A 15,975-nucleotide genomic window follows, 5' to 3' on the forward strand; every position below is an offset into this window, starting at 1 on the left:
CGTCTCAAGGAAGGGCGCCCCTCCGGCCTCCACCTGTGGATTGCGGGCAGAAAAGACTTCAACCATTGAAAAGAAGGATACTACCCATGACCGGAATTATCGGACGGCACAGAGATGTGGCACGCGCTGCCTGCCTTACGGCTACCTTGATGACCGCCGCGCAACAAGCCCAGGCGTCCAGCGATGACGCCTGGGCAGAGCTTGAGGTCGCCGTCCGGCAGGCCTGCCTGAACGCCGTTGGCGGGATGATCACGGTGAACACCATCAACGTTGATCCCTACGGTTCGGAATCCTACGCATTTGCCGTCATGGTCGGGCCAGAACAGGGCGCAACGGCCGACCGCGTCGTGGTCTGCGCCTATGACAAGCGCAAGCAGACCGCCGAAGTCAGCGGCCTTTTCTGAGTGTTAAGGACGGGGCGCTCCCGGCATGCCGACGACAGGCGCGCGTCGTGCCGGGGAAGTTTCACGTCAAGGTGATGTTCTATCTCGACGCGCCGAGACTGGCGATGGCTGGCCTTTTGCAATCGGGGGAAGGTATGCCGCAGGCCCACTGATCCAGCGCTGCCATTGCGGTGTCCGGACTGGCACATGCCGATCAATGGAGCCATCAAGCAGGGTCCCGTCTTGCGGCTTTGCAGCACCTTGGTGGCTGTCTATTCCAAGGTCAGAGTCTGTTAGCGCGTCAGGAGACTGCATTCGCGCGCATGTCAACACATCCGCCAGCCAGACCTCAGAATCGGCATTGTTCATCTTCGCTGGGACCAACAGGGAAGATGTCTGAGTTGAGCCAAGAATATCAGTGCCTTCTCGACGAAATGGCATCTTCGTCAAGGGCTCCAGTGGACGATCAGCAGATGGCCTGATGCACCGGACGTGCCACGCATACCTCGTTGCAGTTCCGTATTTGAAAGCAGATCAGCTCACCCCGAATGTCGAGTTTGTTCAAATCAAAACAATGTCGGTCTCATGTTTTGCTGCAGCACATCTCGAAAGGCGGCTTTGGTGAGTGGCGCATTGCAACATCTCGGTCAGCAGAGTGGCAGCTATGGCCGACGTTACTCTGTCAGATCATCCAGACTCACGCCAAGCGCATCGGCCAAGGCGCGCAATGTTGCGACCGAGCCCTGCTTTCGGCCGGTCTCGATCTCGGCCACGGTGACCCGCTTCACGCCCGATTTTTCGGCCAGCGCCGCTTGGGTCAGGCCGCGCAGATCACGGTAGACGCGCAGGGCGCTTTCGCCATTCAGAAGGCGGTTCGCATACTCTGCCGGTATCAATTCGTCCTCTCCCGCCGCGAGACGCGCCCTGGCGCGGTCATAGCTTTGCAGGTCGGCCAGATCCTCCGCAGCGGCCCGCAGGCGGTCATATTCTTCGCGCGGGATCGTCACCATCTCGTTCATGTCAAACCCTTTCAGTCGTAGACGCCGCCCCGCGGCCCGATATCGAGAACGGCCAGAACATTGCCCTGATCATCCATGATCACCCGCCAATCCCCTACCCTCAGCCGGATACCCTCACGGCCTTTCAAGGGCTTCACGTTATTGGCCTGCGCGCTTGGGTCCTGCGCATAAGCTTCGATCTTGGCGCGGATCAGCGCAGCGGTATTCGAGGGCATCCGCCGCAAGGCCTTGATCGCGGCTTTGGTGTAGCTGATCTGCTTCATGATGTAGCTTTAGGCGACATTTCGGCGAAAGTCAAGTGCAATGTCGCCCTGCGCGACATGCCTGGCCGGCAGACGCCGGCCAGGCAAAGGTCAAAGATCAATCCCCTCCGATAGCGTCAGCGCATCCTCCAGATCGACACCCAGATACCGTACCGTGCTGTCCATCTTTGTGTGGCCCAAGAGCAGCTGCACGGCGCGCAGATTTCCGGTCTTCTTGTAGATCTGCGCAACCTTCGTTCGCCGCATCGAATGCGTACCATAGGCACTGGGCTCGAGCCCGATCGAAGGAACCAAGTCGCGCATGATCCGGGCATACACCCGAGCCCCGTACAAACACCAATGAACGCGGGCCTTCCGACCGGACACCGCGTTAGCCGCTGGACCCCGCTTGGAGTCCGGCCCAGCATCCGGAGTCCGGAAGCCAACGGCATCACCACCGAAGGCATGCCGATCACCTCGGTCGGCACAGTCTCACACCCGACGCTCGCCGCTACGAACCTGGCGGCCTCAATGCGGCGCTGGCGTCTGACGTCGGCCGCAGTGGTGGACTCGGTGGCCGACCAGCGCTCCGCAGGCTGGGCCTGCTGGCGCGGCAGTGCGGCGGGCCTCGGCGGCTGGACCTTCGTCACGCGGATTTCGCTGACGACATTACAGGCAACCGGAATGGGCTTCTTCGGCCTGTACGGATCGACGGCCGCACTGGCCACCACCCTGGCGCTCGCGCAGCCATTCACTGCATTGGCATCGGCTTCCAGCGCGGGACGTACACCCGTTGGCAACTGGTCGCAAACGACGGCACCGGGGCGCTGACCCTGACCGACACGGGGATGAGTTTCGCCATAGCGACGGGCGGCGTGCTGACCTTGTTCATCGCCGCACCGCCGAACGGATTATCCGTCTGGGTGCGCGTGGTGGACGAGGTTTGGCGCTGATCAAAAAGGCCGAACTGCCGTCGGCGACGGCCACTTTCGCGTGAACCCCTCCTTCGGCGAAGGGTGCCGGCCGGTCGGTCCAGACATACAGCGCTGCCGAGGGAACACAGCGCCGCATCATAGCAATAGGATCGAGGGACAGGCTCCCGCCATGGCTCGTAGAGGTTTCCAACAGAATTCGGATGTCGATGCCGCGACTGCATGCAGCATTCAATGCATCGACCACCGAGGAGACGTCGTATGCAACGAAGCTGACGAGAAAGAGGTCACTTTGCGCGTGACCGATGAGATCCAAGAGTAACTGCTCCGTGCAGCGAGTGGCGAGTGGCGACGAATGGTGTCGTCGGGCCCGTCCAAACGAGCTCGACACGGTTTTCGCGCTGCGCTTGTTGGTGGGCGAAGACTGCACCGACCAAGATCCCGGCCAGCACATCGCCTGATATTTCCGTCTGCTTCCAGGCGGTGATCAAGAGATCGAGCACTTTGCGAGCAGCCAGCGTGTTCACGAGCTGATGCAGGCTTCCTTCTCGTTCGATTGGCATCGAACCGCGAACACGATCTGCGAGTGCTTCGATCCTCGACGGTGACAACAGCGCCACGACCTGCGCGGGTCTGGCCGCAGCAGGACCGGCATTGGCGTTCGGCTGCCTCGCGCCCGCTTGCGACCACGACGGCGGCGCACAGACAGGCCCTCTTCCCGGTAGATGCGATAGAGCGTCTTTCGTTCATGATCATGCCCTAGCGCCCCAGCGTGCAACCCACGCGCCGGTAGCTGAAGCGACGGCGCTTCTCGGCGATCCTGTGCATCTCCTCACGAACTTCGCTGCTGCCCGCTGCCGCCTTGCGCGGCAAGATCCTGCCGGAACCTGTGCCGGCAGGATCTTGTGCGACGGCGAACACGGCGAGCCAGAGGCAACCCTTTCGCTACACCGCATGACCAAATGCAAAAGGGCCCCCAAAGGGAGCCCTTTCGAAAAACCGAGGCCATGGCCTCTGGCAACGCCTGCCTCAGACAGCGCCCGAGATGAACTTCACGGCATCGCCGAAAGTCTGAATCGTTTCGGCGGCGTCATCCGGAATCTCGATGCCGAAGGCCTCTTCGAAGGCCATGACCAGCTCGACGGTGTCGAGGCTGTCCGCGCCCAGATCGTCGATGAACGAGGCGTTCTCGGTCACCTTGTCCTCTTCGACGCCGAGATGCTCGACGACGATCTTCTTCACGCGATCGGCGATATCGCTCATGTCACTTCCTCATCGTTGCGGGGTGGCCCCCGGTCTGGTGTCCCTGCCGCGGGCCAGGCCCTTGGCTGTTTTCCCCGCGTCAGGCAGGGCACCAGAGCCTTCCGGCACTGGTGGTTCCGTTCGCGGCTATAGCAAGCGCACCGGCACTTGGCAAACGCTTTCCCGCGCGCCCGTGCCGCCGCGCCCCGCGTCAGATCATCGCCATGCCGCCGTTGACATGCAAGGTGGTTCCGGTGACGTAACCCGCTTCCGGGCTCGCCAGATAAAGCACGGCAGCGGCAATCTCGCCCGCTTCGCCCATGCGCCCGGCGGGCACCTGCGTCAGGATGCGCGCCTTCTGCTCGTCATTCAGCTTTTCGGTCATCGCGGTGGTGATGAAACCCGGCGCCACACAATTGACGGTGATTCCCCGGCTCGCCACTTCGGCCGCCAGCGATTTGGACATGCCGACCATCCCGGCCTTGGAAGCGGCATAATTGCCCTGCCCCGGATTGCCGGTGGCGCCAACGACCGAACTGATATTCACGATCCGCCCCCAGCGCGCCTTCATCATGCCGCGCAGTACACCCCGGCACAGCCGGAAGGTCGAGGTCAGGTTCACATCCAGCACCGACTGCCATTCGTCATCCGACATCCGCATGAACAGATTGTCACGGGTAATCCCGGCATTGTTCACCAGCACATCGACAGAGCCCATCTTCGCGGCAGCGGCCTTCGGCAGCGCCTCGACACTGGCCGCATCCGAAAGATCACAGGTCTCGACAAAGACCCGCTCCCCCAGTTCCGCCGCCAGCGCCTCCAGCGGCGCGAGGCGCGTCCCCGACAGCGTGACAGTCGCCCCCGCCGCATGCAGTGCGCGGGCAATCTCGCCGCCGATGCCCCCGGAAGCCCCGGTCACCAGCGCATTCTTGCCACCCAGATCGAACATTGTTTCCATCCTTTTCCCGGCCCGGCTTTTACCCTGGGCCAAATATCCTCGGGGGAAGGCCGAAGGCCGCGGGGGCAGACAGCCCCCGTCCACAGCCCCCGCCCCACGAAAACCGCGCCGGTCAGCGCCCAAAATTCTTGTTCAAGAATTTTGGTCCCGGCTCAGCCCTTCGCCGCCAGCACATCCTCGGGCGCACCCACGGCACGGGTTTCCGCGCCCTTGACGATGCGCTTGATCATGCCCGACAGCGCCTTGCCCGCGCCGATTTCCCAGTATTCGGTCACCCCCGCAGCATCCATCCACAGCACGCTTTCGCGCCAGCGGACAGAGCCCGTCACCTGCGCCACCAGCAGGTCGCGGATGCGGTCGGCCTCCATCACCGCCTCGGCGCGGACGTTCACCACCACTGGCACCACCGGATTGTCCACCACCACGGCTGCCAGCGCCTCGGCCATCACATGCGCAGCGGGCTGCATCAGCGCGCAGTGAAAAGGCGCGCTGACCGGCAGCATCAGCGCCCGCCTGGCGCCCCTGGCCTTGGCGATCTCTACCGCGCGCTCCACCGCCGCCTTGTGACCCGAAACCACCACCTGCGCCGGATCATTGTCATTGGCGGCCTGACAGATCTCGCCCTGCGCAGCCTCCACCGCAACCTCGGTCGCCGCCTCGAAATCAAGACCCAGCAGCGCGGCCATCGCGCCCACGCCCACCGGCACCGCCTCCTGCATCGCCTGCCCCCGGATGCGCAGCAGCCGCGCGGTATCCGACAACGCCAGCGATTTCGCCGCGCAGAGCGCCGAATATTCGCCAAGGCTGTGGCCCGCCACGAAATCCGCCGTCTCGATCCCGATGCCTTCGGTTTCCAGCGCGCGCAGGGCGGCGATCGACGTTGCCATCAGCGCGGGCTGGGCGTTCTGCGTCAGCGTCAGTTCGGCGATATCGCCTTCCGAGATCAGCGTGGACAGCTTTTCGCCCAAAGCCTCGTCCACCTCGTCAAAGACGGCTTTCGCGGCGGGGTAAGCTTCGGCCAGGGCACGGCCCATTCCGATGGTCTGCGCCCCCTGACCGGGGAATACGAATGCGCGGGACATGGTTCCTCCAAGCGTTTTTACCGGCTTACCGCGTGCGGGCGGGCCATGCAATCGCTGCTGCGCACAGCCGCGCAACCCTTCGCGGATGCACAGAGCCTGTGCCCGCCCTCGCATTTCCGCACTGCAGCATGCGTGCTAGACCACCAAAAACCGAAAGACCGGAGAGAGCATGAGCACCCGCAACACCCCGCAAAGCTATGGCAGCGCCGCCCGCCTGCTGCACTGGCTGACCGCAGCGCTGATCCTGACCGCCATCGGCCTTGGCCTTTACGCCGAGGACATGCCCGCCGACACCTCTGCCGCCGTCGCAGCCAAGGCGCTGGTCTATTCGCTGCACAAGACGCTGGGCGTGGCTGCGTTCTTCACCGCGCTGGCCCGCATCCTCTGGGCACTGACCCAGCCGCATCCGGCACCGCTGCACCCCGAGCGGCGGCTGGAAACATGGATCGCCACCCTGATCCACTGGTCGCTTTACGTCGCCATGATCGCCATGCCGCTCAGCGGCTGGGTGCATCACGCGGCGCTGGACGGCTTCGCCCCGATCTTCTGGCCCTTCGGCCAGGGCCTGCCCTTCGTGCCGAAATCGCAGGGCGTGGCCGAGGCGGCGGGGGCGCTGCACGGGCTGTTCTCCAAGCTGCTGATCGGTTCGGTGCTGCTGCATGTTGCAGGCGCGCTGAAACACGCGCTGATCGACCGCGACCATACCCTGTCCCGGATGTTGCGGGGCACGTCGGCAGGCAAGGGAAGCGCCCCGCGCGCGCCCGCATTCGCCGCCGGGCTGGTCTATGCGGCCGTCGGCACGCTTGCCCTGATCTTCGCCACCGGCGGCGATGAACCGGCGCGCGCCGCCATCGCTCCCACCCCCGCTGCAACCGCAGGGAACTGGCAGGTCCAAAGCGGGAGCCTTGGCTTCACGGTGCGCCAGATGGGAGCAGAGGTCAGCGGCCAGTTGCCGGACTGGCATGCCACGATCACCTTCGACGAAACCCCGGTCAATGGCGTGAACGGACATGTCACAGTCGCCATAGACCTGACCAAGCTGACGCTCGGTTCGGTCACCGATCAGGCGAAAGGGCCGGAGTTCTTCGATACCGCAACCCACCCGACCGCGACCTTCGACGCCGATATTCTGCCCGCCGATACAGGCTATGAGGCGAAAGGCACCCTGACCCTGCGCGGCGCCACCGTGCCGGTCACCCTGCCCTTCACGCTGACCACAGCGGACAATACCGCCACAATGACCGGCGCCACCACGCTCGACCGCCGCGCCTTCGGCATGGGGGCGAGCTATGGCGACGAGGCCACCGTGGGCTTCGTGGTCGAGGTTACCGCGACCCTCACCGCGCGGCGCCCCGAATAAATCGGCGCAGGGGGCTTTCCGCCCCCTCTTGCCTTCGGCAATTCACCCCCGGAGGATATTTGGACCAAGATGAAACCCCGCACCTTCATCTTGGTAAAAAATATCCTCGGGGGTGAGCCCCGCAGGGGCGAGGGGGCAGACAGCCCCCTGATCCGTCAGCACCGCTTGCGGACACCCAGATCTTCGTGAAACCGCAACAGATAGCCGTCGGGGTCGGCCACAACGAATTGCCGGTTGCCGAGTTCCTCGTCATCCCGGCGATACCAGCGGTCTTCGGGCGGCAGGATCAGCGGGTGGCCCGCCCCTGCCAGCGCATGCAGCAAGGGGGCGATGGCGCTGACCTCGATTTGCAGATTGACGCCACGGCCCAGCGGGCGCGGGGCTTCACCAAGACCGGGGTCGAAATCACGGCCCAGCCCGATCTGGTCAAGCATCAGCTCCGCCCCCTCGCGCCCGAGGTAGCAAAAACCCTCTTCAGGCCGCTCGTAAAGGACCGAGAAGCCCAGCAATCCGGTATAGAAGACGCGGGAAGCACGCCAGTCGGTGACCGAAAGCTCGGGGACGATCACCGCCATCTCAGCGCGCCAGTGCGCGCATCAGCCGCGCCTTCTCGCCGGTATCTGCACTGTCCGATATGACGGCGGCCAGCGCCTCCAGCGAGGCAATGGAATGCCCGGCGCGGAAGGCATCGACATGGGGCAGCATCGCGCGAATGCCTGTGGCGCGCGGGGCAAAGCCCTCCCAGCGCAGCAGGGGGTTGAGCCAGATCAGCCGCCGCGCGGACAGATGCAGCCGCTGCGTTTCGCGCGCAAGCTGGCCGCTGTCGTCGCGATCCAGCCCGTCGGTGATCAGAAGCACCACCGCCCCCTGCCCCAGAACCCGGCGCGACCAGTCGCGGTTGAAGGTATGGAGACAGGCACCGATGCGGGTGCCCCCTGACCAGTCCTGCGCCTCGCGCCCTGCCGCGGCCAGCGCCGCATCGACATCGCGGGTCGCAAGATGGCGGGTGATATTGGTCAGTCGCGTGCCGAAGGTGAAGCCATGCACCCGCGCCCAGCCCTGACCCTTGCGATTGGCCACCGCATGCAGAAAATGCAGCACCATCCGGCTATATTGCGACATGGAGCCGGAAATGTCGCACAGCACCACCAGATTGGGCCAGCGCAGCGCCGGGTCGCGGCGGGCCAGCCGCGTGATCTCGCCGCCCCGGCGCATCGCCAGCCGCAATGTGGCGCGTGGGTCGATGGCCTGCCCCAGCGGGGCCGCAGTCTGACGACGCGACGGCAAGGGCTGCACCGGCAGGCCGAGGCGGGCAAGCATGCGCTTTGCCTCGGCGATCTCGGCCACCGACATCTGCTCGAAGTCCAGAGTCTTCAGCCGTTCTTCGCGCGCCATGGTGGCGGAGGCGTCGATTTCCACCTGTTCCTCGCCTTGGGGGCTTTCCGCCTCGGGCAGATCGCGGTTGGCACCGTCCAGCAGCGCCTCGGCCGCACGTTTCTCGGCAGCCTGTGCCAGCCTCTCCTCCTGCACGCCGCGAATGGCGGGCAGCATGAGGGACATCATCTGTTCCATGTAACGCGGGTCGCGCCAGTAGAGCCGGAACACCTGATCGAAGACCGCACGATGTTCGGGGCGGTTGACGAAACAGGCATGCAGCGTCCAGTAGAAATCACGCCGTTCGGTAAAGCCCACCGCCTCTACCGCGCGGATGGCGTCGATCACCCGGCCCGAGCCGATGGGCAGCCCGGCCTTGCGCAGGGCGCGGGCGAACCACAGGATGTTGCGGCTGATCTTGCCGTCTTCCGGCAGGGTGAGTTCAGCGTAGCTGGCCATACGATGCGCCGGGGGCGCTGCCCCCGGACCCCCGGGATATTTTTGCCAAGATGAAAGCGGGAAATGAGCGGGCCGTCATGCGGGCACCGTTTCCTTGCGGATTTCATCGAGCAGGCGCTTGGCTTCGGAGCCCTGGATTTTCTGGATGTCGTCCTGATATTTCAGGATGGCGCCCAGCGTGTCGGCGATGACCTCGGGGGTCAGGCTGATCACATCCAGCGCCAGCAGGCATTTCGCCCAGTCGATCGTTTCGGCAACGCCGGGTTTCTTGAACAGGTCTTCGGTGCGCAGTCGCTGCACGAAGGCCACGATTTCGCGGCTGAGCGTTTCCTGCGCCTCGGGGCAGCGCGCGGCGAGGATCTGCATTTCACGATCCGCCGTCGGGTAATCGACCCAATGATAAAGGCATCGGCGTTTCAGCGCGTCATGCACCTCGCGCGTGCGGTTGGAAGTGAGGATGACGATGGGCGGTTCGGGCGCCCGGATGGTGCCGAGCTCGGGGATCGTGACCTGAAAATCCGACAGCGCCTCCAGCAGATAGGCCTCGAAGGGTTCGTCGGTGCGGTCAAGCTCGTCGATCAGCAGCACGGGGGCGCCGCCGGGCTGCGGGCGCATGGCGGCCAGCAGCGGCCGTTCGATCAGATAGTCTTCGGTGAAAAGTTCGGATTTCAGCGCGTCGCGGTCGGTGTCCCCCGCCGCCTCTGCGGTGCGGATGGCGACCATCTGGGCGGCGAAGTTCCATTCGGCCACCGCCGAGGCGGCATCCAGCCCCTCGTAGCATTGCAGGCGGATCAGCCGACGGTCCAGCGCCCTGGCGATGACCTTGGCGATTTCGGTCTTGCCCACCCCGGCCTCGCCTTCCAGAAACAGCGGGCGCCCCAGTTTCAGCGACAGGAAGGTCACCGTCGACAGCGCGCGCGCCGCCACATAGCCCTGGGCGGCGAGCATCTGCTCCACCCCGTCGATCGACGTCGGAATTCCGCTCACAGGCTCCCCCCTCTTTTGCGCCATGCTGGCGGCGTGGCGGCAGAGGGTCAAGGGTGAAGGCGGGTCTTGCGACCTTTGGACAGGGGGCGTAAGCGGGGATCATCATGCGCGCGATGATCACCCGTCCCCGACTTGTCACCCTTGCTGCTGCGGCCCTTGGGGCGGCGGCCTTTGTTCTGCTGTCCCTGCCGCTGCCATTGCTGCTGGGACCGATGCTTGGCTGCCTGCTGGCGGCGCTGGCCGGGGCGCCGTTGCAGGGGATGGGGGTACTGGGCACGGCCCTGCGCACCTGGCTGGGGGTTGCCATCGGATCGACCGTGACGCCCGCCCTGCTGCATGATCTGCCACGCATGGGGGCGACGCTGGCGCTGGTGCCATTATTCGTGGGGCTGATCGGGCTGGTGGGCTATCCGTTCTTCCGGCGGGTCATGGGCTATGACCATCCGACCGCCTTCTATTCCGCCATGCCCGGTGGCTTGCAGGATATGCTGATCTTCGGCGAGGAGGCCGGCGGCAATGTGCGCAGCATGTCGCTGATCCATGCGACACGGGTTCTGGTGATCGTGACCGCCACACCCTTCCTGCTGGCGCTGCTGTATGATGTGGATCTGTCGCAGGCACCGGGGCGGCCCGCGTCGGAAGTGCCGCTGTCGCAGATTGCGCTGATGGTCTTTTCCGGCATCGCGGGCTGGAAGATCGCCGAGCGCATCGGGATGTTCGGTGCCTCGATCCTTGGGCCCCTGATCCTGACAGCCTGCCTGAGCCTTGCCGGCGTCATCCAGGGCCGCCCGCCGGCCGAGATGATCTGGGCCGCGCAGTTCTTCATCGGCATCGCGGTCGGGTCGAAATACGCGGGCATCACCCCGCGCGAATTGCGTCATGACGTGACGGCGGGCCTTGGCTATGCGCTGTTGCTGGCCATCCTGTCACTGGGCTTCATCGAGGCGGCGGCACTGCTGTCCGGCCGTCCGGCGCTGGAAGTGGCGCTGAGCTTCCTGCCCGGCGGACAGGCGGAAATGGCGGTGATCGCACTGATGACCGGGGCGGATGTGGCCTTCGTTGTGGCCCACCACCTGACCCGGATCTTCCTTGTGATCACCGCAGCACCGCTGATCGCCCGCTGGATGGCGCGGCGTTAAAGCAACGCCAGTTCCTTGCGGATATAGCGGTTGTCACCACGCGTCAGCACATAACGGCCAAGCTTGCGCGCAAGATCCTTGCGCCCCTTGCCGACCACCCGCTTGAACAGCTCTTTCTGATAGCGGGTCGAGGCCTTGCGGGCGCGGATCAGCCGGTAGAACTCCAGTTCGGTCAGCGTGCCATTCAGCGCGCCAAGAGTGATCGGCGACAGCACGCCCATCTGTTGCAGGCTGGACCCCAGCCGGTGCCCGAGGAGCGGCGCGCGCAGTTTCAGCACATTGTCATGGGTAAAGCGGTCGACATGACCGGAATCCAGCGGCTCGTAAGGGTCATAGAGGATGAATACCTTACCCGCCGCCTTCGATACCTCTGCCGCATCGCCGTAATGGCCGCTGAAATCGCGGTCCCACGCCGCCTTGTAGCGGGTTTCCCAGGGCACGATGGAACGGTCCAGCGTCGATTGCGGGCTGATCGCCACCACATCGGCGCCCGGACAGGCCGCGACGAAGGCACAGGCGGCATAGCCGCCCATCGAGGCGCCATAGAACACCACGCGCCTGAACTGGTCGAAGAAATCCGAGGTGGCGAGATCGTCGAACTGATCCCAGACCCATGGGTCACGATACCAGGTCCAGCCGTTCGCCATGACGCCCAGCATCGACCAGCCCTGTTTCTCTATGAAGGAAAAGCCCCAGGGCCGCCGGTCCTCGCGCTTTTCCATCGCGATGTCGAGATTGTCGAAGGTCACCACCAGCGTATCGCTGCCGCGCGGGATATAGAGGAAAGAGTGGCTGTCGCTTTCGCGGAAAAAGCCATCCTTGCCCGCCAGATCGCGGGCGATTTCGGACCAGCCCGGTTCGGGCGCCGGGACAGCGGTTGCGAGCTGAAGCGCATCACCTGCGCGGAACAGCACCCGCGCCACCTTCACCCCGTCGCTTTCACGCTCTGACAGCACCTCGTTGGTGCCCATGGGGCGCAGCACGCCAAAGCCGCCGGAGCCGCCGCGAATATCGGTGAACATGCGGGAACCGGGTTTCAGGACACGACCGAAGACCGGCAGGAAATCCTTCAGCTTGCCCTCTTTTTCAAAGCCCGGAAGATGGGCAATGACATCCGCGGGCTGCACGTCTTCCAGCGTGCGGGCGATGGTCACGCGGTCTTCCGGCATGCCCAGCCCGATCAGATAGTCGCGGTATTCCGCGATGGCCCGGCTTGGCTGGTCGGGGAACTGACCATGCGCATCGACATCGACGATCTGCACAGCGGCGCCCCAGCGCTTCCAGATCTCATAGGCCAGCGGGCGCGAGCGGCCACCGATATCGGTGAAAGTCTCCACCGTCTCAAGATCGACACTCTCGACCAGTTCGCCATCCAGCAGCCGCCAGCCGCGCGCGCGCAGCGGCGCGTCCTCGGCCCGCAGCCCGTGCTTTTCCATCAGTTCATAAATGAAACTGCCCTTGCTGGGCACGCCATTGTGGCGCAGCGAAAGTTCGCGCTTGTTCGAGGCCCAGAGATGCATGCCGGTGGTATTTTCGGTGATCTTCGGATGCACGCGGCGCGCGGCGCGGATCACGTCCAGCCGTTCGGGAAAGGTCACCGGATAGAAGGCGTCAACAGGCTGGGCCAGATCGGTCAGCCCCAGCTTGCGGGCGAAATAGGACACCATGGTTGGGCCCCAGACCCCCCATTTCTGCTGGCTGACATGCAGCGGCGTGCCTGCGGCGGCCAGCGCCCGGTATTCCGCCTTGACACGGGGTTTCAGGAATTCGGGGATCGCATGCTGATCCGAGGTGAAGTCCAGCATCTCGTCCAGCATCGCGCTGTCGGCGGGCAGACCCAGCACGGCATTGTTGATGCGCGGGCTGCCCTGGCTGACCTCGCGCAGCTCCAGCCCGAAGACATAATCGCTGTCATAGTCGAGCGGACGCCAGCAATAGACATCAGTATCGACCCAGATCATGCCCGGACATTTCTTCATCATGTGCAGGCGGAACAGGTCGGCGAACAGCGCATAGCTGTCCTTGCCTTCATATTTGATGAAATTGTCGGTATCAATGATCTCGCGCCCGTCGCGGCGGATCACGCCTTCGGGCACATTCGGGATGTCGTCATAAGAGAAGAGCGTGATCTTCTGGCCCTGATCGACGAAGGATTTCAGGCAAAGCTGCTCCATCCAGCTCAGGCTGCCCCCGATCCACAGCGTTCCGACCTCGCGCACTCGTGCCATGCCCTTACCCTTCGTCACAAAATCCGGCCCGTCTGCAGGATCAAACCGCGATTTTCTTGCTGCCCGCCCCGATACTTCGGGGATTATTGTAGTTTTTTCGTCAACAGTGTGACCAAGTTCCGCTGATTTGCCAATAGAACCCATAAAATTCCCCTGCCGCAGCTTTGCCCGACTGTGGCCATTATGCTAGCCTAACCTGAAGTCGCGACACGACGACGCGAGGCGAAGGACAGGCGGCTTATGCCGAAAGACCAGACAGAACCGCGGCCGCTGCGCCGCAGGCGGGCCAAGGGGCCCGGCGCGGTGGTGCTGCGCCGGCAACTGGCCGCGCATGCGACAGGGCTGGAGGGGTTGCCGCTGGTGCTGGATGCCGTCGATCTGGGCGATCATTTCCGCGTCTTTCTGGGCCATGGCACCGATACCGCGCGCTTCCTGCCTGACGGGGCGGAAGGCTGCGCGCTGCCGCTGGAAATCCGGGCGCTGTCGGGATCGGCGCTGATCGCAGCCCGGCGCGATCCGGCGGGCGGCGCCGATCTGGCGCTGACCGGAGGCGACCGGCTTGCCCTGTCCCCTTCCCCGGCGGAGCATGACCTGTTCCGCGACCTCAACACGATCTTCGGTTTCCGGCTGGAGGAAAGCGCCGCGCAACTGGCCGAGGGGCTGATCTATCATCACCGCCATCACGGGCTGCAAGCCGCGCTGATCGTCAACCGGCTGCCCGACGCCGACCCCGAGGGGTTAGCCACGCAATTGCGTGCCGCGCTGGGGGACGTGCCGGTGACAGTGTTGCTGCTTGACTGCCCGGTGCCGCTGGGCAAGCCCGATCTGGGGCCGGAAAACCATTTGTTCCTCGCCCCCGATGCGCCGGGCAAGGACCGGATGGAACAGCCCGCGCCGGACCCCTGGCGCAGCCCGCTGGGCGAGGGCATCCTCTACGAGGCTGTCAAATGGCGGTTTCTGGCGGCGGCGCGGGCGGTGCTGACCCTGGATGTGACCGACATCCTCGCCCCTCCGCCCCCCGGCACGCCAACCGCGTTCGAGCTTTGTACCCGGTCGAAGAATGGGGTGATCCTGCTGATCGGGCACCGTATCTACCCGTGGCGGGTGCGCGCGAACCGCGAGGCGCGCTTTGGCGATCACATCTGCCGTCAGTTCGACCAGCGGCGCGGTCTCGCCCGCTGGGGTGTGGCCCCGGCACAGGCCGGGCTGGAGAACAGCTGGCGCATGGTGCGCGTCAGCTATGCCAAGCCGGAAGAAGGCGGCATCGCGCATTTCTGGCGGGCCATGGCCATCCGCGTGCCGGGTGCGCCGTCTGGTGCGCTGGCCCCCAAGACCTCGCTGATAGAGGATGAGGCGTTGCTGGCGCTGGCCGAAGGCCCGCTGGGTCATGCCCCCGTGCGTGCGCCGGTGTCGAAAGCCCGCCCCGCCCCGGCCCGTGCCGTCGAAGGGGGGCGCACCGCCATCGTCACCACGATGAAGAACGAGGGGCCCTTCATTCTGGAATGGCTGGCTTATCACCGTGCCATCGGGGTGGATGATTTCCTGATCTACACCAATGATTGCACCGACGGTACCGATACGATGCTGGAACTGCTGACCGCCAAGGGCATCGTGCAGCACCGCATCAACCCCTATGTGCCGGGGGGCGAGCTGAAGCCGCAACATGCCGCGCTGCAAGCCGCCGAGAAAGAGCCGGTGATGCAGGATTGCGGCTGGGGCATCTGCATGGATGTCGATGAATTCATCGACATCAAGATCGGTGACGGCACGCTGAAGGCGCTGTATCACGCCATGGGCGAAGCCAACATGATCTCGCTCACATGGCGGCTGTTCGGCAATGCCGAGGTGCATCGCTATGAAGACCGCTTTCTGATCGAGCAGTTCGACCGTTGCGCGCCCGAACTGATCCGCAAACCGCATCAGGCCTGGGGCTTCAAGACCCTGTTCCGCAATATCGACATCTACAAGAAGCTGGGCGTCCACCGTCCCAAGGGACTGAAACCCGACCTGTGGTCCGAAGTGCGCTGGCTGAACGGCTCGGGTCGGCCCATGCCGCACGAGGCCTACCGCAATGCCTGGCGCTCCACCACCGACACCTATGGCTATGACTGGGTGCAGCTGAACCATTATGCCGTGCGCAGCGCCGAAAGCTTTCTGGTCAAGCGCGACCGGGGCCGGGTGAACCATGTCGACCGCGATCAGGGGCTGAACTACTGGTTCCGCATGAACCACAATCTCGACCGCGACACCTCGATCCAGCGGATGATCCCGGCGGCGCGGGCCGAATATGACCGTCTGCTGTCCGACCCCGAGATCCGCGCCGCGCATGATCATTCCGTCGCCTGCCACCGCGAGAAGATCACCGCCCTGATGCAGACGGAAAACTACCGCGCCTTTTACGCCGAACTGACCGGCCCGCGGATGGAGCGGCTCTGCCGCTTGCAGCATCATTTCGGATCGGCCGTCTTTGCTGCCGGACCGGGCGTCATCCCGCCCGACCTGCACGAACGCGACCTGCCCGCCGACTATTTCTTCACCGTGGAACACCACGGCGAAGCCGAGCATTGACA

At 64.6% G+C, this 15,975-nt stretch carries 14 protein-coding genes and 3 pseudogenes; 5 read left to right on the forward strand and 12 right to left on the reverse strand.

All coding sequences use genetic code 11. The features are described from left to right. Positions 1-149 precede the first annotated feature (149 nt). The gene (locus IE126_RS01600; protein WP_054303206.1) at positions 150-404 is read left to right on the forward strand and encodes a hypothetical protein; all 255 of its coding nucleotides are present in this window, start codon (positions 150-152) and stop codon (positions 402-404) included. Positions 405-1,057: 653 nt separating this feature from the next. Here the strand turns inward: IE126_RS01600 and IE126_RS01605 are convergent. The 3 genes and pseudogenes from IE126_RS01605 to IE126_RS01615 form a co-directional block, all read right to left on the reverse strand. Next, positions 1,058-1,402, reverse strand: a complete 345-nt coding sequence (locus IE126_RS01605) for a helix-turn-helix transcriptional regulator (protein ID WP_054303207.1) — start codon at positions 1,400-1,402, stop codon at positions 1,058-1,060. An 11-nt stretch (positions 1,403-1,413) separates the two neighbouring features. Next, a complete protein-coding gene (locus tag IE126_RS01610) occupies positions 1,414-1,665 on the reverse strand; it encodes a type II toxin-antitoxin system RelE family toxin (protein ID WP_108130263.1) in 252 nt (83 codons plus the stop codon). Between the two features lie 90 nt (positions 1,666-1,755). Continuing rightward, positions 1,756-1,986, reverse strand: a pseudogene (locus IE126_RS01615) (tyrosine-type recombinase/integrase); the annotation flags it as partial. 105 nt (positions 1,987-2,091) lie between these two features. Here IE126_RS01615 and IE126_RS25855 point away from each other — a divergent pair. Continuing rightward, positions 2,092-2,588, forward strand: a pseudogene (locus IE126_RS25855) (DUF2793 domain-containing protein); the annotation flags it as partial. On the opposite strand, the gene IE126_RS26360 reads toward IE126_RS25855, so the two are convergent. From IE126_RS26360 to fabD, 5 genes and pseudogenes are all read right to left on the reverse strand, one after another. Next, positions 2,533-3,030, reverse strand: coding sequence for a phospholipase D-like domain-containing protein (locus IE126_RS26360; RefSeq protein WP_407645964.1), 498 nt, complete (start codon positions 3,028-3,030; stop codon positions 2,533-2,535). The pseudogene IE126_RS25855 and the gene IE126_RS26360 overlap by 56 nt on opposite strands. 165 nt (positions 3,031-3,195) lie before the next feature. Next, positions 3,196-3,419: pseudogene (locus IE126_RS01630) on the reverse strand (IS3 family transposase); the annotation flags it as partial. A gap of 186 nt (positions 3,420-3,605) precedes the next feature. Further along, a complete protein-coding gene (locus tag IE126_RS01635; protein WP_054303210.1) occupies positions 3,606-3,839 on the reverse strand; it encodes an acyl carrier protein in 234 nt (77 codons plus the stop codon). Between the two features lie 190 nt (positions 3,840-4,029). Then, complete coding sequence (gene fabG / locus IE126_RS01640) at positions 4,030-4,767, reverse strand: 3-oxoacyl-ACP reductase FabG (RefSeq protein ID WP_054303211.1); 738 nt, start codon at positions 4,765-4,767, stop codon at positions 4,030-4,032. A gap of 161 nt (positions 4,768-4,928) precedes the next feature. Next, positions 4,929-5,858 (reverse strand): ACP S-malonyltransferase, encoded by a 930-nt coding sequence (gene fabD / locus IE126_RS01645; RefSeq protein ID WP_189380009.1) that lies wholly within the window; start codon positions 5,856-5,858, stop codon positions 4,929-4,931. A 169-nt stretch (positions 5,859-6,027) separates the two neighbouring features. On the opposite strand from fabD, the gene IE126_RS01650 reads away from it, so the two are divergent. Further along, the gene (locus IE126_RS01650; RefSeq protein ID WP_189380010.1) at positions 6,028-7,218 is read left to right on the forward strand and encodes a cytochrome b/b6 domain-containing protein; all 1,191 of its coding nucleotides are present in this window, start codon (positions 6,028-6,030) and stop codon (positions 7,216-7,218) included. A 155-nt stretch (positions 7,219-7,373) separates the two neighbouring features. On the opposite strand, the gene IE126_RS01655 is transcribed toward IE126_RS01650, so the two are convergent. The 3 genes from IE126_RS01655 to IE126_RS01665 form a co-directional block, all read right to left on the reverse strand. Next, positions 7,374-7,793 (reverse strand): bleomycin resistance protein, encoded by a 420-nt coding sequence (locus tag IE126_RS01655; RefSeq protein ID WP_189380011.1) that lies wholly within the window; start codon positions 7,791-7,793, stop codon positions 7,374-7,376. A 1-nt stretch (position 7,794) separates the two neighbouring features. Continuing rightward, positions 7,795-9,051, reverse strand: a complete 1,257-nt coding sequence (locus tag IE126_RS01660) for a vWA domain-containing protein (protein WP_189380012.1) — start codon at positions 9,049-9,051, stop codon at positions 7,795-7,797. Between the two features lie 75 nt (positions 9,052-9,126). Beyond that, entirely contained in the window at positions 9,127-9,999 is an 873-nt protein-coding gene (locus tag IE126_RS01665; protein WP_229825252.1) for an AAA family ATPase, read from the reverse strand. 143 nt (positions 10,000-10,142) lie between these two features. Here IE126_RS01665 and IE126_RS01670 point away from each other — a divergent pair, with 143 nt between their 5' ends. Next, positions 10,143-11,177 (forward strand): AbrB family transcriptional regulator, encoded by a 1,035-nt coding sequence (locus tag IE126_RS01670; protein ID WP_054303216.1) that lies wholly within the window; start codon positions 10,143-10,145, stop codon positions 11,175-11,177. Here IE126_RS01670 and IE126_RS01675 read toward each other — a convergent pair. Continuing rightward, positions 11,174-13,405: a glycosyltransferase family 32 protein gene (locus tag IE126_RS01675; protein ID WP_189380014.1), complete on the reverse strand. Its 2,232-nt coding sequence runs from the start codon at positions 13,403-13,405 to the stop codon at positions 11,174-11,176. The two genes, IE126_RS01670 and IE126_RS01675, sit on opposite strands and share 4 nt — an antisense overlap. Positions 13,406-13,645: 240 nt before the next feature. Here IE126_RS01675 and IE126_RS01680 point away from each other — a divergent pair, with 240 nt between their 5' ends. Beyond that, positions 13,646-15,973, forward strand: coding sequence for a glycosyltransferase family 2 protein (locus IE126_RS01680; RefSeq protein ID WP_189380015.1), 2,328 nt, complete (start codon positions 13,646-13,648; stop codon positions 15,971-15,973). Positions 15,974-15,975 lie beyond the last annotated feature (2 nt).

Source organism: Gemmobacter nanjingensis, from assembly GCF_014652195.1.
Taxonomy (GTDB): Bacteria; Pseudomonadota; Alphaproteobacteria; order Rhodobacterales; family Rhodobacteraceae; genus Gemmobacter; species Gemmobacter caeni.

Coding starts and splice junctions, on each gene's coding strand:
- fabG (WP_054303211.1), bottom strand. CDS start 4,767: ATGTTCGATCTGGGTGGCAAGAATGCGCTGGTGACCGGGGCTTCCGGG.
- IE126_RS01610 (WP_108130263.1), bottom strand. CDS start 1,665: ATGAAGCAGATCAGCTACACCAAAGCCGCGATCAAGGCCTTGCGGCGG.
- IE126_RS01670 (WP_054303216.1), top strand. CDS start 10,143: ATGCGCGCGATGATCACCCGTCCCCGACTTGTCACCCTTGCTGCTGCG.
- IE126_RS01675 (WP_189380014.1), bottom strand. CDS start 13,405: ATGGCACGAGTGCGCGAGGTCGGAACGCTGTGGATCGGGGGCAGCCTG.
- IE126_RS01650 (WP_189380010.1), top strand. CDS start 6,028: ATGAGCACCCGCAACACCCCGCAAAGCTATGGCAGCGCCGCCCGCCTG.
- IE126_RS01665 (WP_229825252.1), bottom strand. CDS start 9,999: ATGCTCGCCGCCCAGGGCTATGTGGCGGCGCGCGCGCTGTCGACGGTG.
- IE126_RS01600 (WP_054303206.1), top strand. CDS start 150: ATGACCGCCGCGCAACAAGCCCAGGCGTCCAGCGATGACGCCTGGGCA.
- IE126_RS26360 (WP_407645964.1), bottom strand. CDS start 3,030: ATGTGCTGGCCGGGATCTTGGTCGGTGCAGTCTTCGCCCACCAACAAG.
- IE126_RS01660 (WP_189380012.1), bottom strand. CDS start 9,051: ATGGCCAGCTACGCTGAACTCACCCTGCCGGAAGACGGCAAGATCAGC.
- IE126_RS01635 (WP_054303210.1), bottom strand. CDS start 3,839: ATGAGCGATATCGCCGATCGCGTGAAGAAGATCGTCGTCGAGCATCTC.
- IE126_RS01605 (WP_054303207.1), bottom strand. CDS start 1,402: ATGAACGAGATGGTGACGATCCCGCGCGAAGAATATGACCGCCTGCGG.
- IE126_RS01680 (WP_189380015.1), top strand. CDS start 13,646: ATGCCGAAAGACCAGACAGAACCGCGGCCGCTGCGCCGCAGGCGGGCC.
- fabD (WP_189380009.1), bottom strand. CDS start 5,858: ATGTCCCGCGCATTCGTATTCCCCGGTCAGGGGGCGCAGACCATCGGA.
- IE126_RS01655 (WP_189380011.1), bottom strand. CDS start 7,793: ATGGCGGTGATCGTCCCCGAGCTTTCGGTCACCGACTGGCGTGCTTCC.